19 protein-coding genes are annotated in these 23,085 nt (G+C 67.5%); 16 read left to right on the top strand and 3 right to left on the bottom strand.

Features of this window, described 5'->3' with window-relative positions; genetic code table 11:
• Positions 1 to 292 precede the first annotated feature (292 nt).
• From ABD255_RS41305 to ABD255_RS41295, 3 genes are all read left to right on the top strand, one after another.
• Positions 293 to 1,954: a ParB/RepB/Spo0J family partition protein gene (locus ABD255_RS41305; RefSeq protein ID WP_344222313.1), complete on the top strand. Its 1,662-nt coding sequence runs from the start codon at positions 293 to 295 to the stop codon at positions 1,952 to 1,954.
• A gap of 1,214 nt (positions 1,955 to 3,168) precedes the next feature.
• The gene (locus ABD255_RS41300) at positions 3,169 to 3,693 is read left to right on the top strand and encodes a hypothetical protein (RefSeq protein ID WP_344222312.1); all 525 of its coding nucleotides are present in this window, start codon (positions 3,169 to 3,171) and stop codon (positions 3,691 to 3,693) included.
• The gene (locus ABD255_RS41295) at positions 3,690 to 4,280 is read left to right on the top strand and encodes a hypothetical protein (protein ID WP_344222311.1); all 591 of its coding nucleotides are present in this window, start codon (positions 3,690 to 3,692) and stop codon (positions 4,278 to 4,280) included. The genes ABD255_RS41300 and ABD255_RS41295 overlap by 4 nt, the downstream gene beginning before the upstream one ends.
• Before the next feature lie 646 nt (positions 4,281 to 4,926).
• Here the strand turns inward: ABD255_RS41295 and ABD255_RS41290 are convergent.
• Positions 4,927 to 5,361, bottom strand: a complete 435-nt coding sequence (locus ABD255_RS41290) for a hypothetical protein (protein WP_344222310.1) — start codon at positions 5,359 to 5,361, stop codon at positions 4,927 to 4,929.
• Positions 5,362 to 5,917: 556 nt separating this feature from the next.
• The gene (locus ABD255_RS41285; protein WP_344222309.1) at positions 5,918 to 6,778 is read right to left on the bottom strand and encodes a ParA family protein; all 861 of its coding nucleotides are present in this window, start codon (positions 6,776 to 6,778) and stop codon (positions 5,918 to 5,920) included.
• Between the two features lie 1,113 nt (positions 6,779 to 7,891).
• On the opposite strand from ABD255_RS41285, the gene ABD255_RS41280 reads away from it, so the two are divergent.
• From ABD255_RS41280 to ABD255_RS41265, 4 genes are all read left to right on the top strand, one after another.
• The gene (locus ABD255_RS41280) at positions 7,892 to 9,721 is read left to right on the top strand and encodes a hypothetical protein (RefSeq protein ID WP_344222308.1); all 1,830 of its coding nucleotides are present in this window, start codon (positions 7,892 to 7,894) and stop codon (positions 9,719 to 9,721) included.
• A gap of 248 nt (positions 9,722 to 9,969) precedes the next feature.
• Positions 9,970 to 10,095: a hypothetical protein gene (locus ABD255_RS41275; protein WP_344222307.1), complete on the top strand. Its 126-nt coding sequence runs from the start codon at positions 9,970 to 9,972 to the stop codon at positions 10,093 to 10,095.
• 58 nt (positions 10,096 to 10,153) lie between these two features.
• The gene (locus tag ABD255_RS41270; protein WP_344222306.1) at positions 10,154 to 10,942 is read left to right on the top strand and encodes a hypothetical protein; all 789 of its coding nucleotides are present in this window, start codon (positions 10,154 to 10,156) and stop codon (positions 10,940 to 10,942) included.
• A complete protein-coding gene (locus ABD255_RS41265; RefSeq protein ID WP_344222305.1) occupies positions 10,935 to 13,133 on the top strand; it encodes a type IV secretory system conjugative DNA transfer family protein in 2,199 nt (732 codons plus the stop codon). The genes ABD255_RS41270 and ABD255_RS41265 overlap by 8 nt, the downstream gene beginning before the upstream one ends.
• Positions 13,134 to 13,225: 92 nt before the next feature.
• Here the strand turns inward: ABD255_RS41265 and ABD255_RS41260 are convergent, their stop codons facing one another.
• Entirely contained in the window at positions 13,226 to 13,411 is a 186-nt protein-coding gene (locus tag ABD255_RS41260) for a hypothetical protein (protein ID WP_344222304.1), read from the bottom strand.
• Between the two features lie 1,411 nt (positions 13,412 to 14,822).
• Between ABD255_RS41260 and ABD255_RS41255 the strand changes: the two genes are divergently transcribed.
• The 9 genes from ABD255_RS41255 (at position 14,823) to ABD255_RS41215 (ending at position 23,074) form a co-directional block, all read left to right on the top strand.
• The gene (locus ABD255_RS41255; RefSeq protein WP_344222303.1) at positions 14,823 to 15,395 is read left to right on the top strand and encodes an RING finger protein; all 573 of its coding nucleotides are present in this window, start codon (positions 14,823 to 14,825) and stop codon (positions 15,393 to 15,395) included.
• A 34-nt stretch (positions 15,396 to 15,429) separates the two neighbouring features.
• Positions 15,430 to 16,503 carry a hypothetical protein gene (locus ABD255_RS41250; protein WP_344222302.1) on the top strand — a complete coding sequence of 358 codons (1,074 nt, stop codon included), beginning with the start codon at positions 15,430 to 15,432 and terminating at the stop codon, positions 16,501 to 16,503.
• A 46-nt stretch (positions 16,504 to 16,549) separates the two neighbouring features.
• The gene (locus ABD255_RS41245; RefSeq protein WP_344222301.1) at positions 16,550 to 16,834 is read left to right on the top strand and encodes a hypothetical protein; all 285 of its coding nucleotides are present in this window, start codon (positions 16,550 to 16,552) and stop codon (positions 16,832 to 16,834) included.
• 117 nt (positions 16,835 to 16,951) lie between these two features.
• Positions 16,952 to 17,854: an ArdC-like ssDNA-binding domain-containing protein gene (locus ABD255_RS41240; protein WP_344222300.1), complete on the top strand. Its 903-nt coding sequence runs from the start codon at positions 16,952 to 16,954 to the stop codon at positions 17,852 to 17,854.
• Between the two features lie 57 nt (positions 17,855 to 17,911).
• A complete protein-coding gene (locus tag ABD255_RS41235) occupies positions 17,912 to 18,547 on the top strand; it encodes a hypothetical protein (RefSeq protein WP_344222299.1) in 636 nt (211 codons plus the stop codon).
• Positions 18,548 to 18,969: 422 nt separating this feature from the next.
• Positions 18,970 to 19,263: a ParB family protein gene (locus ABD255_RS41230; protein WP_344222298.1), complete on the top strand. Its 294-nt coding sequence runs from the start codon at positions 18,970 to 18,972 to the stop codon at positions 19,261 to 19,263.
• 94 nt (positions 19,264 to 19,357) lie between these two features.
• The gene (locus ABD255_RS41225; protein ID WP_344222296.1) at positions 19,358 to 19,783 is read left to right on the top strand and encodes a single-stranded DNA-binding protein; all 426 of its coding nucleotides are present in this window, start codon (positions 19,358 to 19,360) and stop codon (positions 19,781 to 19,783) included.
• Between the two features lie 53 nt (positions 19,784 to 19,836).
• Positions 19,837 to 21,528, top strand: a complete 1,692-nt coding sequence (locus tag ABD255_RS41220) for a coiled-coil domain-containing protein (RefSeq protein WP_344222295.1) — start codon at positions 19,837 to 19,839, stop codon at positions 21,526 to 21,528.
• 277 nt (positions 21,529 to 21,805) lie between these two features.
• Entirely contained in the window at positions 21,806 to 23,074 is a 1,269-nt protein-coding gene (locus ABD255_RS41215; RefSeq protein WP_344222354.1) for a conjugal transfer protein, read from the top strand.
• Positions 23,075 to 23,085 lie beyond the last annotated feature (11 nt).

Genomic DNA, 23,085 nt, shown 5'->3' with positions numbered 1-23,085 from the left:
GCGGGTTAGGGATGGCGGCCTGCGGCCGAAGGTGCCGACTTCGTCGGCGCTGTGAACAGCGTTTGTTCTCCCCCTCCTGGCACTCCATTCTGACCCGACACGCCTGCTCCACAACCGCCGTCGTGTGCCCTGCGGTACGGGTGTCTCCGCTGCGCTGCGCCACACGCACTCGCAGCCGCCGGCGGTTGTGGCTCAGTCGCTTACGGGTCCGAAGTTTCGTCGCCAGGAGGGGGCGAACAACGGTCGGCCGAAGGCTGACGGCCCCGCTGCCTGGCAGAACGGAGCAAGTCACGTGGTAGCCGAAGTACACGCCGCACCCGATCTGGAGCAGATGGCCGCCCTGGTCCCCGAATGGCGGCTGGAGTGGCACGACGCACGCACGCTGCTGACTGACAGGAACGTGCGTAAGGCACAGCCTGACGCCGACCTGATCGCCAGTGTCGGAACCTCCGGGGTTCTGCAGCCCATCGTCGCCGTACGCACCGCCGAAGGGCAGTCGGTGTTCCTGACCCGAGAGGGGGAAGGCGAGCCCGCGATGGCGACGGCCGAAGGGAAGACCCGTGTCCGGTACGGCGAGAGCCGGACCATGGCCGCGATCATCTCCGAGAACTACCTGGTACCGGTCATCGTGACCGGCCCGGAGGGCGACGACAAAGCCGAGGAGATCGCCCGCATCATCAACCAGCGCTCGGAGAACACGTACCGCCAGGGCATGAAGGACAGCGAGCACGCCGACGCCGCTTACCAACTCAGCCTGCTCGGAGTGAGCGAGACCGACATCGCCGAGGGACTGCGGATGCAGAAGACCCAGGTCAGGGCAGCGAAGAAGCTCGCCAAGACCGAAGGCGGAGCCGCCATGCTGGACGAGCACGAAGACCTCGACATCCTGACGGCCGCCAAGATCGCCGAGTTCGAGGACGACCCCGAGCGGGTCCGCAGCCTGCTGATCAGGCATCGGACCGGCGGCGGTCTGGACTCCCTGATCCGTCACTACAAGGACCTGGACAAGCGTGCTGCGACAGTGGCGAAGGTCAAGGCGGCGCTGGAGTCTCAGGGGCTCACGGTGACCGAGGCTCGCGCCAGTTGGGACCGGTACAACGAAGCGCGCTACGTCACGGCGCTGAAGGACGAGAACGGCGACGGCATCAGCGTCGAACAGCACACCGAGTGCCCAGGCCACGCCTTCATCGTCAAGGAGGTGCCGTACTACAAGGCCCCGGACGGGACACTCACCTCGGACCTCGACATGCTGCCCGCCGACGAACGCGACGGTGCCGAGCCCGTGGAAGGCCGCTATGAAGGGGTGGCAGTGTGCACGCAGCACATCGAGTGCCACCCGGGCCCGGTCCGGCAGCTCACCGAGGCCGATCGGGCAGCGGCCGAGGAAGCCGAGCGGCGCGAAGCCGAACGCAAAGAGGCCGCCAGTATCGACCGCTCCCGCGTGATGAAGGGCAACAAGGAATGGGACGCTGCCGTGTCGCGCCGCCGCGCGTTCGTCAAGAAGGAGCTGGTGTCGCGTATGACCCCACCGCCCGGAGCGGTGGAGTACCTGACCAAGGAACTGCTTGTGTCGCAGTACGCCCTGTGCGACAGCTTCAAGGACGGTCACCCGCTGGCGGCCGACTGGCTCGGGGTGGCGGCGGACAGCAGCGCCCAGTACTCCGGTGACTCGCGGATTGCCCCGCGCCGTTCCGCTCTCGAACAGCTCGCCGACGATGTCAGCGACAAGCGCCGCCAGGTCCTGCTCCTCACCGTCGTCCTGGCGGCCAACGAGAAGGCCCTGAACCGCCAGTCCTGGCGAAACAAGGACGGCTGCGGCCAGAGGAACTACCTCCGGTTTCTGATCGCCCGGGGATACGACGCCTGCGGAACCGAACGGCTTGCCGCCGGACTGCCCGAATTCGCCGAGGACCCAGCCGACGACGCCACCCCGGCCGACACGGACGCCGCGTAACACCTGAACACCAGAGGGCCGGGACATCCGAAGTGTTCCGGCCCCTCTGCAGTATCCCGTTGCTGAGCGGTCAACGACGGGGGTTGCTGTGGCGGTACCGCGGCCGAAGGGGCATCGAGCCCACTTCGACCGCGCGGTTTCGGATCTTCGGGGCATCGAGCCCCTCAGCTCCGAGCTGCCGCGTGGTGGCCGGCCTGGTCGGAGACCCGCCAGTCGTAGAACACGGCCAGATGAAAGAGGTACCCAGAACCGGCGAAGCGGCTCAGAGCAGGGTCACGCTCGGCCGCGGCGAAGTGCCCCGAAAAGGCCATCGCCCCGCCGGCTGGAAGCGATCGGGGCCGGCGCCGGGGCCGAGGTCGAAGTGGTGGCAGGGGTCGTGGTGACGTGGCTGCGCTTCCAGTCCGCGACCGCGCGGTCGGCGGCCGTCGACCACGAGCTCCGCGTCTGGGCGTGCACCTGGCCTGTGGTCAGATCCACCCAGCCCACCACACCGTCAGGTCCGTGGACGTACAGGCGGTCGTGCCCGTTCTTCTGCCATCGCCTAGCCCAGTGATCCGACATGACTCCCCTCCCCCACTCGACAACCTGCAGCTTGTGTATCTCTTGAGGATAAGGGCTGCAGCAGCAATCGTGCGGTGGTTTGAGGTGGGTCTCCCGTCGGTCAGGTGCCACCCGTGGACCGCGCCGGGTGGTCGCCCGGAAAGGGACTGCCCGACGCAGGAGGGATCGAGCGAAGCTCGACCCTTGGAGGGTGGCCGCCCGGTGTGGTGGCCTGTCCCACCTGATCGGTGGGAGACCCACCGGCGCTTCGGGACTCCCAGAGAGAGGGCGGGGTCCGGGGCGGAGCCCCGCATCTTTCCCTCACCTCACGCCCGCGACTGGCTGGCGGGTTAGGAACAAGGGCGGCCTGCGGCCGAAGGTGCCGACTTCGTCGGCGCTGCAGAAGAGCTGTTCTCCCCCCTCCTGTCGACTTCATGATGACCCGACACTCGCGGAGGTCAACTGAGCGCCTTCGGCGCCGGCCAGCCGTCCCACGACTTTCAGCGGCGGTCGCACGCTCCCTTATTTCCGCTGAAACTCGCGTGCCGCCAGCCCGGTAAACGTCAGTGGACCTCCACTCCCTTACGGGTAATCACTGCGTTCGCCAGGAGGGGGCGAACAACGGTCGGCCGAAGGCTGACGGCCACGCCGTCTGGCAGAACAGGAGTCCACCCATGGGCGACCCCGTGATCTTGCGAATCATCAGCGACGACCAGGACAGCACGTTCTACGCCGAGTGCGCCTCACCGGAGAAGTTCATCCCCGAGTTCGCCCGCTTCGTCGAGGACTGCAAGGCCAACAAGATCATGCCGACCGCGACCGCCTATGCCGAGTACGTGGTGACCGCCGAGGGCGACCACGTACGCGAGTACTACCCCACCGACGCGGACGAGCCGGAGAATCTGGCACACCGCTACGTCGTACGGACCACCGCAGCCGGGGAGGGCTGGCTGGGCGACCTGACGATCTGGAGCCGTCAGGAGCGCACCGACCAAGACCCCATCCTGAGCGTGTGGCACGGCGAGACCTTCAGCAGCACCGACACCCGCTCGCTTCACCAGCTCGCCCTAGGTGGCCTCAAGCGGACCATCGAGAGTGTCCACGCCCTCAACCGGCCGCGCATCACTGCCCCGGCGCTGCGGGAGTGGATGTCGCGTGCCGCCTGGCACGCGCGCCAGGCGGAGACGGCAGCAGCATGACCACGACCTACGGACCTGTGACACAGGACGGCGTCGAAGTGTTCCAGGCCCACTACGACCCCGAGAAGCGCTGGAACGGATCGCTCGTGCCGAGCTTCGACCGGGCCGAAGCCGAGAAGGTCGCCGCGCACCTGATGGCCCCGCCGGACGACGACATCACCCGCATGGAGTGGGACGGAGACGTCCTCATCTACACCCAGCACCATGACCCGTCGATCGCGCCGATCCGGATCGAGCCCGACGAGAACAACCTCTACGACATCGGCAACCACTGCGGACACTGGAGCGTCCCCGAGGCCGACGAATGCGAAACCGATGAGGACCAGCAGGAACGGGCCACACCGACAGCGGTCGAACCGACAATGACCGTCTACTACGCCAACGACCTCACCGACAGCGCCAGATACTGCGAACTGGTCCTCGCCGCTCCCGACGAAACCACAGCACGCGGGCTGGCTCAGCTCTTGGAAGACGACGACCTGAAGCCCTGGACCGACCGGGCCCTGTCGCAGTTCACCGAGCTCGGAAAGGACTACACGGGCAGGCTCCGCGCCGACGTGATCCTGTCCAGGCCAGCCGACGCCTGACCAGAGCTGCCGCCAACCTGTAGGGGTCGGGACATCCGAAGTGTCCCGGCCCCGGCTGTTTTGGCCGCTGTGGCGGTTTCGCGGTTGAAGGGGCATCGAGCCCCTTCAACCGCGCGGTTTCGGATCTTCGGGGCATTGAGCCCCTCAGCTCCGAGCTGCCGCGTGGTGGCCGGCCTGGTCGGAGACCCGCCGGTCATAGAAGGCCAGCCCGGGATGAAGAAGACCTTCTGACTACCAGCCCAGCTCGGCGTACGCCGTACCGCTCAGGTCGTTGTCGAGGCTGGCCTTCGGGGTACGGCACCATCTCCGCCGGTAGCTCATTGAGCCGGAACAACTCGATCGCCCCGCATTTGTGCGGCTCGGCGTTGAACGGGTCGCCTTTCCCACGTCGTCGCCACGAAGAACAGCCCAAGGCGCGGCAGCTCCGTCTCGTGACCGCGGTGCATCGTGGGGACCAGCTGCAGCGATGCCGGGTCGACAACCCCGCCGCCCCGCGCACCCGGCGTCACGACGGCGTACGGCTGCAAGTGAGCCGACGTGAGAAGGCCCCTCGGTCAGTAGATACCTCGGCCGGCAGCAGTACCGGGACCAAATAGGAACCCGACCGCGATCGCGAACCACGGCCGGGTCTCAAGACGAAGACGCTTCAGGAGCGCCGCGGCTTGCTGAGGTCTTTCAGCGGTGGCAGATAGCTGTCCAGCGCTGCTGACACCAGCTCCGAGCGCGTCACCTTGGGAGCGCGCGGTGTGCTCGCCCTGACGATTGACGTCACCCATTCCGCCAGCCCGTCAATGATCGTCAGCTCGCCAACCGTCGGCCTGATCCGCAGTGGCTCAGGCCGATCGAGCTGCGGATCGGTCACCGCCGACGAACCCGCCGATCCCAGCGGACGCGCTGGAAAGAGGTCCCCCGGCGCCGCCGACGGCCGCGCGGCCGCAACTAGGCTCGGAAGATCCTGGGCAGTCGCCTTGACCGCTTCGAGAATGAGGACGGTATGGCTCGGTGCCGTCGGCCGGGCCAGTTCGAAACGCCTCATCAAGTGACCACGGATGGACAGGACCGTCGCCGAGACGATCGTCATCGAGGGGTCAGTGGGATCGATTCGGAGATCCGGCAGGCCGGGCGTACTCGTCGGCGCGGCCGCAGCGGGTATGCCGACCTCGGCCACCGCCGACCCACTGACGGGACTTGCTGTCAGAGGTGCAGGCGGATCCTCGACCGGTGCCGCCTCGATGGGACGAACCACCTCCACGACAACGGGCGGGGCAGGCTGTGCCACGACGGACTCCGTCGAGGCCTGCTCCTCGGCCGGTGCAATCGGCTCGGCGGGCGCATCCGTGGACGCCGGGGTGACTGCGGGAGCCTCAGGCTCCGAGGCGGCCGCCTCAACGATCGGCGAGACGGTCACAGGCGCCACGTCGGACTCAGCCGGGGGTGCTGCTGTCGTCGTTGCCTCGGACGTGCCCCGCGTCAGTTCGTCGGGCTGACGCGTCTCTGCGACGCTGCCGGAGGCATCCAGGCCGGCAGCGTCCCCACCAGGCGAACCCGGCGCGGGATGACGGGGCGGCGGAGGCGTGCGAGTCGCGCGGCTCTGCCGGCGGCTGCGAAGGGCACCGATGCCGTTGGAGCTGGAACTCTCAGGCTGCGCGTCCGGCATGGTCGATCACCTCCTTCGCTACTGCCTTCATGTCGCCGACAAAATTGGCGTATGTCACAGGCACCGGCTCGATAGACGTGAGCGCCTGCCGCCGCGTCCGACGCTTGATGGCCTTTACCTCAGAGATCGGTGGTCCGACCGGGACGCCGTATTCCTGGCTGATGTCCTCCAGCATGGCGATCATGCGCTCAGGAGGAACCGGCGGAACGATCGTCGGGACGATGAGGATGTTGTAGCCGCGCATCTCCCTCAAGGTGCCAGCCAGCCCCTTCAAGGCGAGGTACTCCAGCGGCGTTGGCATGACCGTTATCTGCGCAGCGGCCATGGCGCCGTACGCCATGCTTCCCCCACCCGGATGGTTGTCGACAACCACCGGCCGCTGCCAGTGCTGCACCCACTTCTCGAGCAGAGACGCTGTGGTGTCTGCAGACGGCTGATTCTCGACCAGGTCCGGATGGCCCGGGACGAGGTCCGCCCGGAAGGCATCCCCCTTCAGAGGCCGCGGCACCTTGCCTGTCTCCAGAGCGTCCAACAACGGAGCGTTTACGCGCGTCTCGTGCCGGTAGCCCCAAAGGCCCGAGAGGCCGCCCTCGTCCCAGTCGAAATCGAGCTGGACGGCATCGAAGATCCAAGCGAGCTCGCGAGCGGTGGTCGTCTTGCCCACCCCGCCCTTGCCCGCGTGGATGGCGATAATGAGTCGGCGTGTCAGATCGGCGAGTTGCCCGTCAGGAAGCTCGACGCCGCACGCACGTAGGCGCTCAATCCGACGTAGCTCGGAGACCGGGACGGATGGCTGGCTGGTCGGCGCGATGCTGCCGGCAGGGGCTGATAGGTCGGTCACGGCGGCGTATCCCCTAATGCGGCGGATGAGTGAACCCACCTTGTATAGAGGCCCGGGTGAGCTGATGTCTACAGCAACACGCTGGCGAACGTGTGTGAGCGACGATGCCACAGCGGGCAGCAGGCCCCGGGGCTAAGGACATGAAGCCTCGGGCGGCGAACCGCGAAGCCAGCCGGGGGACGTGTTGCGCGACGCCTAGCGGGTGGCAACCAGGAAGCAGCGGCACGGCAGCCGCTGTCAGCCAGCGCGTGCCACGTGTCATAACAGCTCTCGGAAGATATCTCGTGACACATCTCCTGAGATGTGCCGTGAGATAGTCCGTGAGATAAGTCGGCGGTTGACGAAAAGGATAGTGGCGGACGTAGGCCGCGCACCGGCAGCCGCAGCACTGCGAGGCGGCAGCCATGGTGTCCCCGGGATGTCACTGCGCCGCATTCTGCGGCTGCCATGTCTGGCCCTCGCCAGCCTCAATCTGAGTCTCAGAGACCCCCGTTTTTTTTGTTCCAGAACATCGGCGCGCCGCTGAGATTTTTGTTCTGGAATGTTGAAATGCTGCTCGGCATGCGCCCAGGACGAGGCAGACCAGCCGGGCGCCCGACACCGGGCGCCTTCGCGGAGTACGACCCCAGCGACAAGGGCAAGCACCGCGTCGCGACCAGTATCGAGCCCGAAGTCATGCCTGAGGTCATCAGGCGACTAAAGGCCATGAACCGATCAGCCTCGTGGTACATGCGTGAACTCATCCTCCGTGATCTCGCAGAGGGTGGAGCGCTCCCCACGTGGTTCGAGGAGGAGCAGTCGGCTTCCGCGGACCAGTCGGCCGACGTCCTGGACTTTCGCATCCCCACTCAGTCCGTGGCAGCCAGCGGCAGCCACGAGGAAGCCAGAAGGGAGTCAAGCCGGTAGCAACTGGCTGACAACTACATAGGGGCGGCTGCTCGTTGGCAGCCGCCCCACATGAAGTCTCCGAACGAGGTGTGAGTTACCAGCCCTTGCCTCGCTCGGTTCCACCGTTCGACCCACCTGAAGGGGGGCCGTCTTGTGCTGCCGCCTGCTCGGGCGGCGGTTTCAGTCTCTCACGAGACCCTGAAATCGCAAGCTTTGGCTGCCGACGTGTCGGCAGCCAACGAGCTAGATCGCCTGTTGTTCCGTACCCCAGTACGCCTGATCGACTCGGCCAACGACTTCGTGGCCACCGTGAGAACCCTGGAAGCCGCTCAGCAGGCGGTGGCAGCCGGCCTCGGCGCGTCGTATTTCGCCGAGCTGGCACCCGGCGTGGCTGCCGTCGACGTCGACCTGGACGACGACGAGACTGCCAGCGCCCTGCTCTACCACCTGGCGCAGTGGTGCGATGACCACTCAGTCTGGTGGTGTTCACGCCCTTCGGGCGGCGGCCCCGGCCGCTGGCACCTGCTCGCGGCCGCCGGCGAGCTGCTGCCGATACTTCGGAGCCTTGTCCTCGAGCTGCGCCAGGAGTGGAGCCTATCGGCCACCCAGCTTGACTGGCGGGCCACACTTCGCCCGCTGTCCGCGCCCCACCGCGCCGCCGGACAGGTACCCCTACCGGCGGAGCTCCCAGAGCTCCTGACAGACCTGCAGCGGCGGGGGATCCACCGTCTCGGCGTCCTTGCCCCCCGCCGAGCTCGCCCATTCGCCGTGCTCGCTGCCACAGCCGAGTCAGCGGGGGAGCCGATCGCGCTCTCGCCGGCCTTCTGGGACGGCCTTCGCTGCCCCGGCCCCACGTACAGGGCCGACCGGTCCGGCGCCGAGCTCATCGTGACTGCCAAGCTCAAAGCCGCCGGCTACACCGGCCCGGAGGCCTGGAAGGTCCTGGCAGACCCGACCCATGTCGTTGGCAGCCGCGCCCGCCGCAAGGGCCGCCACTGGTGGGAAACCTACGTCTGGTCGGCAGCCACGGCTGCCACTCCGGTCGAGCCTGGCAGCCAGCCACGCCTGCCCAGGACGTTCACAGACGGTTACGACTGGCACTGGCTGACGCTGCCCGTCGCCGGCGCCGTCCGGTCGGCCTGGGGGAGCTGGTCGACCCGAGAACGCCACAGCGGCGAACAGGTTGCGGCTGTCGTCAGCGAGTACCTCACCGCTGCCCGCACGTTGGCCGCTGTGCCCGCCGCGGAGCGATCGGTGTCCGAAGACACCGGCCTGGACCGCAAGACCTGCAGAGAGGCCCTCAGGCGCCTGTGCAGCGCCAACGTGCTCGTGCTGGTCGACCAGTTCGACTACAGCCGAGAGCGCGGACAAGGCGCAGGGGCCAACACCTACGCACCGAACCTGCTGGCTCTGAACTTCGCCACCGGGTCACAAACTCCCCCACCGAGCAGTCACACCCCCTCCCCGGCCCACCCCCTCTGGATCGGCCTTCCCCCCGGCAGCCTCAGCCTGTGGATAAGTGCGGTCCTCGAAGGTCCCTCCGAACTGACAGACCTCCGCCGATCAGCCGGCTACCAGGAACCCAAGAACGGCAACCTGAGCACCCGCCAGAGCCAGCTACTGACCTGCCGGATGGACCAACTGAGAGACCGCGGGCTGCTGGCCACCCGCCAGGGCCGGTGGGAGCTCCGGCTGTCCCGGCGAGCCCCGGCCGCGCCCGCCCGGGGCTGGTCCGAGTGGCGCGGCCGCCGACGGCAGTACGCCGCCGAGCGGACCGAATTCCGCGCCGCCCGGGCCGCTGACAGGACCCGGTACCGCGAGGAGTGGGCGGCCGGCCGTGAGCGCTGCCAGCTGGAGCGCGCCTCGGCCGACAGACTCCGCCGGGCCCGCTGGTGGTACAGCCTCAGCGAGGCCGAGCGAACCTTCAGAAAGCGGGTCTGGAAGGAGATCTACAACAGCCTCACGCCGTACGACCAGTATCGCCGGAAGGAACTCCTGCGCTCCCGCTGGGCCGAGGCGGAGCTGCACGACCGCGAGGTGATGCTCGCGGCCTAGAAACACGCGCCGCCTAGGCGCGTCAAATTGAACTGAAAGAGCCCGTGACCACAGGTCCCGGGCTGCTGTAGGGTGCTTCTAGAGTGTTTCTAGGGTGCTTCTCTGACTCACACCCACCCCCGTCTCTACCTGCGGCAAACCTCGTTCAAGACCGACACCTCCCTCCTCCAACGACAAGGACGGAGGTGTCGGTCTTGAACGAGGAGAGACGGGGGTGGGTGTGAGTCAGAGAAGTGAAGTTGTTGTGAGTGTTGAAGTACATGAATGGAGTTAGAGAAAGGGAGGGAAAGACGAAGGGAAGGAAAGCAAGGGAAGGAAAGATAAGGGAAGGAAAACAAAGGGAAGGAAAACAAAGGGAAGGAAGGAAAGATTAGAGATTTAGTGATGTGGCGTAGGTGGGCTGGGAGAGCGGAGGTGCAATAGGTGGCCGGGATGCAGGGTGTGAGTAAGCGGTGGCAGGTCACGGAGCGGGATGTGGCCTGGTTGGCGTGGATCGGCCGATGGCGTGGGGCAACGTCGGTGCAGGTCTCGGCAGAGTTCGCTGGCCGCGGCGAGTCCGCCCCGAAGACCGTGGTCGACCGGCGCCTGCGAGGCCTCAAGGAGATCGGCCTGGCCGAGATGCACCGGATGGTCCACGACCTGCCGAGCGCCTGGTCCCTGACCCGCGAGGGAATGAACGTCGCCGGCGTCGCCGGCCGCGTTCTGAAGCCCCGCCTGGCCGACTTCCGCCACGACCACGAAGTGATTGCGATCGCCCGTCAGGTGGCTGTGGATAAACCCAGCCACCAGCTGGTCACCGAACGCGAAATCCGCCGCCTGGAGACCCCCGACGGCGGGGTCCTGAAGGACCCGAAATACTCCGTCCGGATGATGGGGACCGGCCGGTCCCTGCGATGGCTCTACCCCGACCTCGTCAGCGTCTCACCCGAGGGCCAGACCTGGGCCCACGAGCTGGAGGCCTCCAGGAAGGACAGCCGGCGGCTGGTCCGCCTGATGATGGCCTACATCTACGCTGACCACATCACGGGCGTGCGGTACTACGCCGTGCCCCAAGTTGAGGCGACGGTGAAGGCCGCGGCGGCCGAGGCCAACGCGGCCGCCGCCGAGATCGGCCGGCCACGCAAGATCTTCGTCCAGCCGTGGCGCGACATCTCTCCTCGTCCTGCGACCTCCACCTCGCGGGGGCGGGCTCTACCACCAGAGGATGCCTACAGTGAGTGATCAACTGCGGGGGCAGGTTGACAACAGGCCGCGGCTGCCACGCCGTGGCACCGTGGCCGACAAGGAGACCACCGATGTCGAGGCGATCCGCCGCGGCCTCCTGATCGTGCTCGCGCTGCTGAACCCGGTAGCCGGGGTGCTGACAGTGGCAGCCGTCGTGGCTGCCAATCGCGTTCCAGCGCTTCGGGCCCTGCCGGCCCGCAAGCTCTTCTTCTGGTCCGTCCTGCCGGCCACGGTGGTCGTCCTGGGAACCGTGTACCGGCTCTACCTGCAGCCTTGGATCGAGGCCTGGCGAAGCTTTTCCGCGCCGCTGATCGGCGGCGTGGAAGGCGCGGGCGTCGGCGGCCACCTGGAGGCGCTCGGCGCGACCGCGGCCGACCGCTGGCCGGTCTGGCTGCTGCAGCAGCTGCCGATCTCGATCGTCGGCGCGATCTCGATCGCGCTGTTCGTTCTGTGGCGCCGGCAGCGCTACAACGCCGACTTCCGCGAGGTGACACCGCTGGCCAAGCAGGCCGAGGTGGCAGCCACAGTGGCCACCATCGACCAGCCCGTTCCGGGTGCTACGCCTGCTCCGCTGGCGCAGAGCACGGCCGAACTTCGGCTGCGGATCGGAGGCCGCGCCTCCGACGCCTCGGTGTTCGAGCTGGCCGGCGCAGCCGTCCAGCTCCACATGCTGGTGATCGGCCCCACCGGGTTCGGCAAGACGACCACCATCAACCGGCTGACCTGGGTCCTGACCGGGGCCGAGTCGGCTCGGCACCTTCGCAACTCGCACATCATGTTCGACCTCAAGGGCGACGTCGACGTGATCGAGGACCGGCGCCGGATGGCAGCCGCCGCCGGGAAACGGCTGCACGTCATCACCCTCGACGGCCGCAACGCGACCAGTACGTACAACCCGCTCAAGCACGGCACCCCCGACGAGATCGCCAACAAGCTGATGCAGTCCGAGGAGGCCTCGGCCGATGGCGGGTTCTCCGAGCCGTACTACCGCGCCATCGGTACCCGGTGGCTCCAGCTGGCCTGCCGGGCGCTGACCGACCTCGTTGAGCACCAGGTCCAGCTCATGGACCCTGGCCTGCGGCGTCGCCGCCCATGGCGGCGCGACCTGCCCGACCTGGTCCGCCTGCTCCACCCAGTACGGATGGAAGCAATCACCGCCGAGCTGTCAGCCCCGGTCGCCGCACTGATCCACAACTTCATCGTCGTCGAAGGCGGCGAAGACAAGGACTTCGCCCGATCTCTCAGCGGCATCTACCACCGCTACGCCGCCATCTCCGAGAGCGCAGCCGGCGCAGTCATGGTCGACCAGCCCGACGGGCTCGACCTGTACGAAGCAATCCAGGCCGGCGACTACGTCGTATTCAGCCTCGACGCCGCAACCGACAAGGCCGCCGCACGCCGCATCGGCAACCTCGCCCTCCAAGACCTCACCGGCATCGGTGGACGGATGCAAGCGGAACAGTTCCGCAACACCGGCCGCAGCTGCTTCGTCGTCGTCGACGAGTTCTCCGCCCTCGGAGGCTCCGCACTCGAGGCCTTCTACGCCCGAGCCAGAGGCGCCGGCATCATTGCCGCCATCTCCACCCAGAGCGTCGCCGACCTCCGCGTCGTGTCGCCCGAGTTCGAAGAAGCCGTCAAAACCAACGGCAACGTCATCATCCTCCACCAGCAAAAAGGCGAAGCCGCCGACGACTGGGCCAAGTGGATCGGCACCCGCCAGGTCTACAAGGAGACCCTCCAAGTGGCCGACGACGCCGACGTACTCGGCACCAAAACAGCCGCCACCGGAGTCGGCAGCCTCCGCGCCGTCGACGAATTCATCGTCCACCCGAATCAGATCAAAGCCCTCGAGCGAGGCAAAGCGATCATCGTCATGGGCCACCCCGCCAAGGCCGAAGCGCTCGTTGACATCGCCCCGCCGCCACAACTGCCACCCGCACCAACGCTCCTGCCTCCAGCTCCCAGCCCACCTTCACCGGTGCCGGCAGTTCACCCGGCGGCTGACATGTTGCCCCTGCCCGACCGCGAAGCCGGCCCCCCGGTTCGGGTCCAGGACGCGGCTCATTCGCCGACGGAACCCGAAGCCGGGGGAGTGGATGACGACGAACTGACAGCGCAAGAGCTCGCCGAGCTGTTCGGCGACGTCGTCCAAAGCGACGACGAAGACCTCGGCGAACCACCGAAATAGCCACCAGCAGCTCAGCCAGCCGGGCCTCGACCTCACGCGGGCGGTCTCCATACCAGGGGACCGCCCGTCGTCGCTTCGCCCGACCTGCGCGGTCAACGCCGGCGCAGCGCGAGCGTTCCCAGCAGGCCACACGTGGCTGCCCAGGTCGCACCGATCTCCGCGGCCGCCTCGGGTTTGACGACCATCGCCGCCCACCCGACCACGGTCGCGGCCAGAATGAGCAGCAACTCAACCGGCCGACGTGATGGCCCGTCCGGCGGGCTTGGACTTAGGCTCACGAGTGAACCTCCGTTCTCGAATGACTCCGGGGACTGGTTGTTCATCGAGGCGGTTCGGGTCGCACCCCGGACCGCCTCCTCCATCTGCGCACCGACTATCGGACCCGCCAGCCACCAGGCGATCTGATAGTCATGTCCAGCACGAACGCCACACCTTCTTTCCGCTGATATCCGGAGAAGGCCCTCCCAGCCGGCCTTCTGTGACAACAAGCCCCGAGATTTCTTCGGCGCTCTGGTACAACAAGCAGCTCCTACGACCTCACTTGCCATCACTGTGCTCCGCCCGCGGCGACGGTACGCCGCAGAGTGACACAGCCGCGGTCGAACAGCTCCTGGTGAGAGTGGGTGTCTCTGCTTGCAGCCACGACAGGAACATGCCCCGGCCCGATAGCTAACGTCGCGCCGAGAACCGATCTTTTTCAGGCGGCTGGCTCGCGGTGGGACGTCGACCATGTCGAGGCCCCGAACGCACCGTAGAGGAGGACGACCCCTTCCATCCACCTGTGTCGTCAAGCATTCGGCGCCTTATCACGCAGGTCAGCGAGGGGTGGCGAACTTCTGGGCAAGTGGTGCGGTCCGTGCAAGGCGTTCGGAACGTGATCGAGAAGTCGACCGGGATCCGCGACGCAAGTGCGTTCCGCAACGATCTCCACCAACTCATCGCGACCTGCCCCTCAGACAGCAGCTGCGCAGGCGCTGGTACGCCGTCGGGTTACGGATCTCGAATGGGTCGAGATCTGGACGGTGGCGGCCTTGTCCCAGCGGTCTCGCATGATGCAGTGACCGCGCGGCTGTCCGCGCTGACCAGCAGGCGTTGGTGGTCCTCGAGGTGACGGATGCTCTTGCCGTTGACCGCAGTGTTGATACCGCCGGATGAGGGTCTGGTACGACGCTGTATGGCGCCGGCCCAGGAATTCAAGTAGGGGAGTCGACCGGGGCCGAGACCGGCGCCGCAGGCCAGGCCGACAGCGAACGTTTGTGCTCCTGACACTGTCATTTGCTCAACTGTGGTGCGATCCCACCATGACCGCGCGGTTCCTGACCGGTGATCGGACCGAGGGTGATGCCCCACATGCCGTGACCACCGGCGGCGAAAGACGCGGGGCTCTGCCCCGGACCCCGCCCTAACCTGCTGAGAGCCTGGGAAGGGCCGGTGTGTCTCTCGTTGGTCAGGTGGGCAGAGCCGACCACACCGAGCGGCCACCCTCCAAGGGTCGAGCAAGCTCGATCCCTCCTGCGTCGGGCAGACCCTTTCCGGGCGACCACTCGGCGCGGTCCCCAGTGGGCACCTGACCAACGAGAGACACACCTCAAATAGCGCCCGAGCCGTACCACGAAAAACCCATCGTGAGTAACCTCACTAAAGGAGTTTTAGCTTGCTAAAGAATCTTTAGTGAGGTAAACTTTCAGTATGAGCACAGAGCAGCAGCGCACCGAGAACCGCTGGACCGACGCCCCGCAGTCCGGCAAGCCGTCGACCGGATGGTGTGAAGACGGCTACATCCATAGCAGCAAGCGGCCCGCCTCCAGTCCCGAAAGCCGCCTGTGTGCAAGCTGCATCGAAGACGGATACGGCCGTGAGTGCCCCGTCTGCGACCGCCCCGGCGGCGCACGGACAAGCTCCGGTTTCTGCTCCAGGACCTGCGAGGAGCAAGCGGCACCACTGACCATCCAGGTTCGCGGAGGCCAGCTCCTGTCCAGCGGCATGGAAGCCGAGCGACTGCAAGCCGCCGAGATCAGCGACGACCACGCGCTAGCAATCGCGAGTTGGTACCAGACCTCCGGGGGATACGGCGCGGTGTTCGCCGCCTTCGCTTCCGGCTGCGAGGTCGAGGTTGACCAACTGGTCGACGCGATCGGCCGGGAAGCCAGCATCACCCCCACCGCCGATCTTGGCCAGCTCGCCGCATGGATCCACGACACAACCGGCGAGCCGGTAGCCGAGGCCATCGCGGTCCGGCTCGGCGCGCGCGACCCCTTCTGATCTGTACCCCCACCGACTGCATAGGCGATGAAGAATGAAGATCCAGGTACGTGAAACCCACCTCCTGACCACCGACCTTGAAACCGAACTGTGGAAGGTCGAGAACGGCCAGCAGCGCTACATCTCGGACGCCGCTGCGGTGACGATCGCCGGTTGGTTCCAGTCGTCCGTCCTGGCCGGTGTGGCCGGGCGGGTCCTGGGCGCGTTCGCGGCAGGCCGCGCGGTCGACCACTGTGAACTACTCGCCGACATCGGCCACGCCGAAGGCAACCGGGACGTGCGCGAACTGCGCCACCTCGTGACCTGGGTGACCAAGACGCAGATGTCCGGGGGAGTGGAGCAGGCCGGCCGAATCGAGACCGAAAGCACCTGGGCCGCCGCCGAGCGGGCGCACGGCGAGCGTGAGAAGCAGATCCGGGCCAGCCTTGACGCCGACGCCAACGGTCGCGCGGCCGGACACCACGCGGCCCGAACCGCCGGACCCGACAGCGCCGCAGTCCGCGACCAGCTCGCCGAGGAACACGGCAACGGGGGATACCCCGATGGGCCGCTGGCGGCCGACTACCGCGCCGGATTCGCGTTCGGCTGGGCGACCTGGGCGAGCCACCGCGACACCCAGTCCGCACCGGAGCCCGAGCCATTCCAGCCCCACGACCCCGCAGCGCTCGCCGCCTGCCTCAAGTCCTACGACGCGCTACAGCCCGACCGGGCGAAGCTGGCAGCGATGGCCGAGGCCATCGACGGCGACGACGACCGCCAGGAAAGGTACGAAGAGGAACTGTCCTGGTACGAGACCGAGGCCCGGGTTTTGCTGGACGAGTTCGTGACCGCCCTGCGCGGCCAGACCAAGGCTCAGCGCGTCCACTACGCCGAACTGAGCGCGGGCGACATCGTCACCGAGCACGACACCGAATTCCGGGTGATCGCTCGCGGCGAGGAGCTGCGCGGCCGCCGCGTCGTGCAGTGGGTCAGCACCGAAGCCGTGACCGAGCCCAGCGACCAACTGCGGCCGTTCGTGACCGAGATCGGCGGATCACACCGGCTGCAGAGCCGCGAAGATCTCGCCTACGTCTACCGGATAGCCCCTGAAACCAAGCTTGACCTTTAAGAGACAATAAGAGATAATAAGAGACAAGAGACGAAGGAGACCCGAGATGCTGCAGACCGACGAGACCGCGACGGCACGTACCGAGGCTTACGCCCGGGGGATGGACGAAGGCTGGAGCGCCGCCAACTACGCCGCCGCCTACGGCCAGTCCGGAGAGTCGCTCGCCGACGAGGCCGCGCGCCGCGCTTGGGAAAGGTACTCGGACGCCGCAGTCGAATGCTGCGCGTACGTCTCCGGGTTCACCGAAGGTGCCGAGCGCTACGAGGCCGACCAGTGGCAGGACGGCACCCCCCGGCACGACGAGGCCGACGACCAGGACGGCCAGCAGTGAGGCGGCTTCGGCTGTTCACCCGCAGGACGGAAGCGGAAAAGGACCTCGCGGTCCTGGAGCGCGAGTTGAAGCGGACGCGCAAGGGGATGCGCAAGCACCGCGTGCGTTGCCCGCGCGGTGAAGAGCTGGCGTACGAGGAATTCCTACTGCTGGGTCAAGTCCGTCGGGCGCGCGAAGCGGTCGAACAAGAATCTGCCCACGAGATTTAAGAGACTTCAAGAGATAAAAGGATCACCAGAGATGGCTACCACCAAGACCCGTCGCAAGACTCGCAAGACCTACACCGACGAGCAGCGCCAGGCGTTCCAGGAGCGTCACGCCGCCTTAGCGGCGGAGGCTGACGCAGCGCTGACCGATCCGGAGCTCGGCGCGCGGGTCGCGGCCTTGCTGGGCGGCGGTAGCCGCCTGCTGTCATACAGCCTGCGCAATCAGGCCCTGTTGATGAAGCAGGCCGCCGAGCGGGGGATGTCCCTGCACGAGGTCGACACCTTCAAGGGCTGGCAAAGCCGGGGCCGCCAGGTCCGCAAGGGAGAGAAGGGGCTTCAGATCGTGCGGCCGCGCGGTCGCGACGGAGGCCAGGAGCCGAACGAGGCCGACGCGGTAGAAGCGATTGTGCTTCCACGCGAGGAGGCAGCCGGGGAGGAGGAAGGCGGAAAAACCCGGTTCCGGGTGATGACCGTTTTTGAGATCTCCCAGACCGAGGGACCGGAAGAGACCGACGTCATTGCCGACGAGGCGGGCGAGGTGACGTTGTTTCAGAGTCTCGCCGACCAGGCCGAGCGCTACGGCTACAACGTCAGCATCTGGGCCGAAGACGTGTTCCCGACGGGCGCGGTAGAGGTCGACCACGAAGCCGCCAGCATCGCAGTATCCGAGGCGGCCGACTCGGCCGAGGTGCTGTCGAAGCTCGCCCAGGAGATCGCCGCAATCGCTGTCGTGAAGGCCACCGAGAGCGCGGCCCGACGAGCCGCCCGTCCGACCGGCGAGGCCGACCAGGTCCCCACCATCACCGTCCGTTGATCCCAGGCGCGCCCGGTCACGGGGCCGGGCGCGCCACGTGCCAGAAAGGAACACACCGTGGAGCGCGTGAACATCCAGGCCGACGAAGTCGGACTGATCCGGGCCGAGTTCGCCCATGACTGGCGGTACGGCGTGACCGCCTACCGGGTGAACGCCGCATGGGTCTCCGGTGTGTTCGTGCTCGGCATCGAGCCGCGCACGGGTGAAGGGTCGGCGCTCATCGATCAGGACTCCGAGCGGCTGCGGGTCGAGTTCGGCCGCCGCGACGGTGGCGACCCGTATTACAGCCACCACCGGCACCGCGCCGACCTGCCATGTGTGAACGGCGTTGAGCTGCTAGGGACCGTCGGGGTCAACCTGGAGCAGCTCCGCCGCGAGCGCCTCACCGGCGAAAGGATGTACGTCGGCCGGGCCGCCGGGCCGGGGCGTGCCCCCGAGGCGACAACCCGCCGGACCGCGCTTGTGGTCGATGCCCTCGCCTACCACTGGCTGAGCCTGCCCGAAAACTACGCGCTGCGGCTGCACGCCGCGCGTGCCGTCGTCGGCGAGGTGATTTCCGAGCGGGCGCGCCGGATCAGGTCCGCCCGCGATGAGCTGGCTTCGGCGCAAGCCGAGATAGCCGCCGCCAAGGCTGAGATTGCCGCCGTGGTGCGGCTCAAGGCGATCGGCGAGACCGAGGAGGCTGCGGCGTGAGGGGCGCTCAGAAGGGGACCCAGCGCGGCGGTAGTCGAATCTTCGGGGCATTGAGCCCCTCAGCTCCGAGCTGTCGCGCGGTGGCCGGCCTGGTCGGAAAGCGACCGGCCGAAGAAGCACCACCTGGAAGGAAAGGCACCTTCAGGAGTTGGCCCGCGGGTGGCTGGCTTCGCCGGTCAGCTGCCGGACAGCTCGGGAGAGGGGGCGCGGTGCCGTAGCCTCCCGCGCCGGCCGCAGTACCACCGGCGAGCCCGCCGAGCCAGAGCTCAGGCCGTTGCAACAACCTGCAATTCGTCCAAAAAACCGCGACCAGGACCTGCGACACCCGCTAGCGTCCCAATCTGTCAGGAGACAAAGAGAGACAATGGAGACAATAAGAGACCGAGTGCCGGCGCGCACTCCAACTAGAGAGATCCACCGCCGTGAGCGACGACTCCGAGACCCCGCCCGACGCGAAGAAGACGCGCGACAAGTGGCGGATCCAGGCCTGGATCTACGACGAGACCGAGGATTCACGCATCCGCAACTGCGAGGCGGCCGTCGGCCGGCTCGAGGGCTATGCGGACCTGAGCGACTTCATCGTGCAGTCGGTGATGAAGGAAGTCACCCGGCTCGAGAAGAAACGCAACGGCGGCCGGCCGTTCCCGCCGCCGCCGGAATCGGTACATCGCCGCGGACGAGGCCGAGCGCCCCGACCCGGCAAGGCAGTGGAGTAGCCGTACAGGTCCCCACCGACCACCTCGGAACTACTCGCGGCCGCTCCACCACACCTCACCACCAGCCAGCGAGCTACTCCGAGAGGACTCCGTCATGACCGAGCACCACTTCGTCGGCAACCTGACCGCCGACCCCGAGCTGCGCACGACGACCACCGAAAAGTCCGTGGCCGAGTTCCGGATCGCTGTCAGCGACCGGTACCGCGACGCCCAGGGCGCTTGGGTGGAGACCGAGCCCGTCTACTGGCCCGTCCAGATCTGGGGAGAGCCGGCCAAAGCGGTCAAGGCGCACCTCCGCACCGGCTCGAAGGTGATTGTCGTGGGCGAACTGCGCAACCAGGCATGGGAGGACCCGCAGACCAAGGAGAAGAAGAGCCGGCGCCTGATCCAGGCGCGGTACGTCGGCCCGGCGCTGGGTGACCAGCCGCGAAGCCACACCGCGCAGCCAGGTACGACGAACTCTCAGAGCGCGCGGCCGGCGCCGACCGGGGTGGCGGATCCGCAGTGGGCCGACGCCTAGAACTGCGAAGCGACCGCAGGAGCCTTTTCACCAAAGCGAGACAAGGACTGTTCATGGCCCAGGCCGACATCTCCCTCGTACCTGAACCGGGAGCGAAGAACTACGACGCGATGACCTCCGCCGAACTCAAGGAAGCCGGCCAGCGCTGGGTCCTGGACTACATCGAGCGTCACCGTCGCCAGCCGACCCAGCAGGAGGTGGGCGACGAGCACGGCAAGTCCCGCGGATGGGGCCGCGATCTCATGAAAGAGATGCGGATGCGAGGGCTGATCGCCGACGACGGCACCGGAGAGACCGTGGACACGCTCGCCGAGCTGACGGCCGACGTCGAGCGGGCCGAGGCAGAGCGTGAGCAGGCGTTGAATGCCCAGCGGGCGGCAGAGGCCAACGCAGCAAGGATTCAGGAACGGGCTGAGCGGACGGTTGCGGAGGTGCGTGCGGAAGCTGACCGGCGCGTTGCCGCGCTGGAAGGCGCGTTGACCGAACGACTCAGCGGATCCGAGCGGCAGTCCATGGCAACCGTCCAGCGGCTGCAGGCCGAGCACGAGCAGCAGATCCGCCAGATTCGGCAGGAGGCGGATGAGCAGGTGCAGCGCGCGCAGCGCGAGGCAGCAGCGGCGACAGAGGAGGCGACCCGGCGTCTGGCCGGCCTCGAAGGCGCCTCGGCCGAACGGGTACGACTGAGCGAGCAACAGGCCGCAGCGGAAACCGCGCGGCTGCAGGCCGAGCACGAGCAGCAGCTGGCCGAGCTGCAGCAGAAGGCTGACGCCCGCCTGGACGAAGCCCGGCGCGAGACCGATCGCGTCCGGGCCGAGGCCGAGGTACGCGTCGCAGAGGCGATCGAAAACGCGCCGACGGTACGCCGCGCGGCCGAGGACGAGGCCCGGACCGAGGTCCTGGCCGCGACGATCACCAGCGCGCACCACACATGGCTGCAAGGGTTGATGTACGGCTTCTACGGCGTCGCGGCGGCGGCAGCCCTGACGGGTCAGGTCTGGGCGGGTGTCGAGCACATCCCGTTCCCTGCCAGCTGGCCGATCGGGTGGAAGATCGCGGTTGTCGCTCCGGCGTTCGCCGTGGTCGAGTTCGGCGGCGTCGTCACGGCGTACGCGGCGGACCTGCGCCGGCGCCTGGGGGAGCGGGCCACAGGGTTCCGGATGATGTCGTTCGGTGCTGCAACGGTCGCTGCCGGATTCAACCTGGTCGGGCACTGGGGACAGTGGTTCCCCGCGATCGGCTTCACCGGCTTGTCGGTGTTCGCGTTCGTGCTGTGGCTGCTGTACTCCGAAGCCCGTCGACGGGACGTACTGCGCGACGCAGGGATGATGTCTCGGCCGGCACCGGTGTACGGGATCGGCCAGTGGCTGCGCGACTTCAAACTGACATGGCAGGCCCGCCGTCTGGCGGTCGAGTTCGGCTACGGGACCTACGAGTCACTGCGCCACGCGAAGGAGCTCAACGCGGCCGAGGCCGCGGAACGCCAAGCCGAGCTCGAGGCAGAAGAAGCCGCGGAACGCCGCAGGGCACGCCTCAAGGCGATCGGCGATGCGATCGTCGCGCGGATCGTGGACAGGTCCGAGGACCCGATCGGTGCGGAGATCGCGAAGAACACGATCGACCTGGACCGAGTCGCCGCCGAGGCCGAGCAGCGGGTGAGCTACGACGGGTGGGGCGAACTGATCGCCCAGGACCTGGACCCCTACCGCCAGAAGCCCGACACCGATCCGAAGTCGGTGACGGCGTGACCCAGCACGATCCGAACGGGGGAACGAGTTCGTGGGAAAACAGCCAGACAGTGTCGGTGCCACCACATATGGTCAGCAGGAACGTCTTGTTGATGAAGGCAACGACCACGGGGAAGCGGTCAGCCGGCCTGACCGGGTGCGTGAGGCACCCGGGGCAGGAGGGCGCCGGTCACGGCGTACTCGCCTCCCTGCGCAATTCCCAGGTACCCGGACACATCCGGGCAGCCGCCGCAGCCTGCGGCACGCGACAAGCAAGGAGGCCGGGACGGTGAACGCGATGAGCGTGGTGCGCAAGGTGTTGGCCATGCCGCCGCGCGAAGAGCACGCGGACAGCGAAGCCGCTGCGCCCGCTGTCGAGGTCTACCTCGAGGAGCCTCACCCGCGGATGGAGATCGCCGGCAAGACCTACCCTCTCGAAGGTGCCGACGTCGACACCCGGCGAGCCAACGCGCGCCAGCAGGTCCTGGAATGGGCCCGCACCATCGACCAGCCCGTCCTGGTGAACGTCGAAGAGCACCTCGGCTCGGCCGCCCTCACCTTCTACCCTGACGGGACGATCGAGGCCGTCGTCGAACCACTGGAAGAGCAGTCCGCCCGGGAAGCGGGGACTCCGGCGAAGGCCCATGCCGGGTCGGCACGCGAACTCGGCCACGCGTTCCCGGTCGTGGAAGAGCGCAAGGCCAGCCCGGCGGCCAAGGTACTGCGGTACCTGCTACTGCTGCTCGTGATCCTGCTGTGCGTGACCGGCGTCCGGGCGATCATCTGGCCCTACGGCTTCGGCCGGTCCGGGCCGGTGACGACGAGCGGAGCGCTGTCATCCTTCCCTGCGGCCGAGGCCAGCCAGGTCGCGGCACGGTTCACCACCTCGTACCTGACCTGGGACGAGCGGAACCGGGACAGCCGAGCTTCGGCGATCAGCCTCGATCTGGTTCAAGGCCTCGACGTCACGGCCGGGTGGAGCGGGGAAGGCGTGCAGAGCGTCGCAGCTGTCTACCCGGGCGCGGTGAAGACCGACAACGACCACGAAGGCCACGTCGTCGTCCTGGCCCGGGTCATCCCCTTCAAGGGATCCGGACAGACCTGGAAGGCGCAGCCGGCCATCTGGCAGCGGCTATCGGTGCCGATCGAGGTCGGCCCAGCGCGCGTCGTCGTCAGCGGAGCACCGGCCTACGTCCCCGAAGGCCCCGCCATCGGGCGGGAAAACGCCTCCGGCCCGGCGGCAACCGACGAGGCGCTGACGGCGACGACCCAGTCGGACGCTCGCGCGTTCTTCTCCGCCTACGCGACCAGCGACGAGGCCACCTCGGCGATCACCGCACCCGGCTCTGGCATCCGAAGCCTGAACAAGGCGGTGGAGCTGGAGTCGCTGAAGACCTGGACCGTCGATGCCGGTGACGGGGACCGACGGACCGCACAGGCCACCGTGACATGGAAGCTGCCCGGTGGCACGACCCGGCTGACCCAGAACTACGCCCTCATCCTCATCCGATCGACCGCCGCTGACGGAATGCAGCGCTGGCAGGTCGCCGAGATCACCAACAACTAGCAAGGAGCACA

The sequence above is a fragment of the Kribbella sancticallisti genome, from assembly GCF_039530625.1.
Classification (GTDB): domain Bacteria; phylum Actinomycetota; class Actinomycetes; order Propionibacteriales; family Kribbellaceae; genus Kribbella; species Kribbella sancticallisti.
This window is presented reverse-complemented; position numbering and strand designations above follow the sequence as displayed.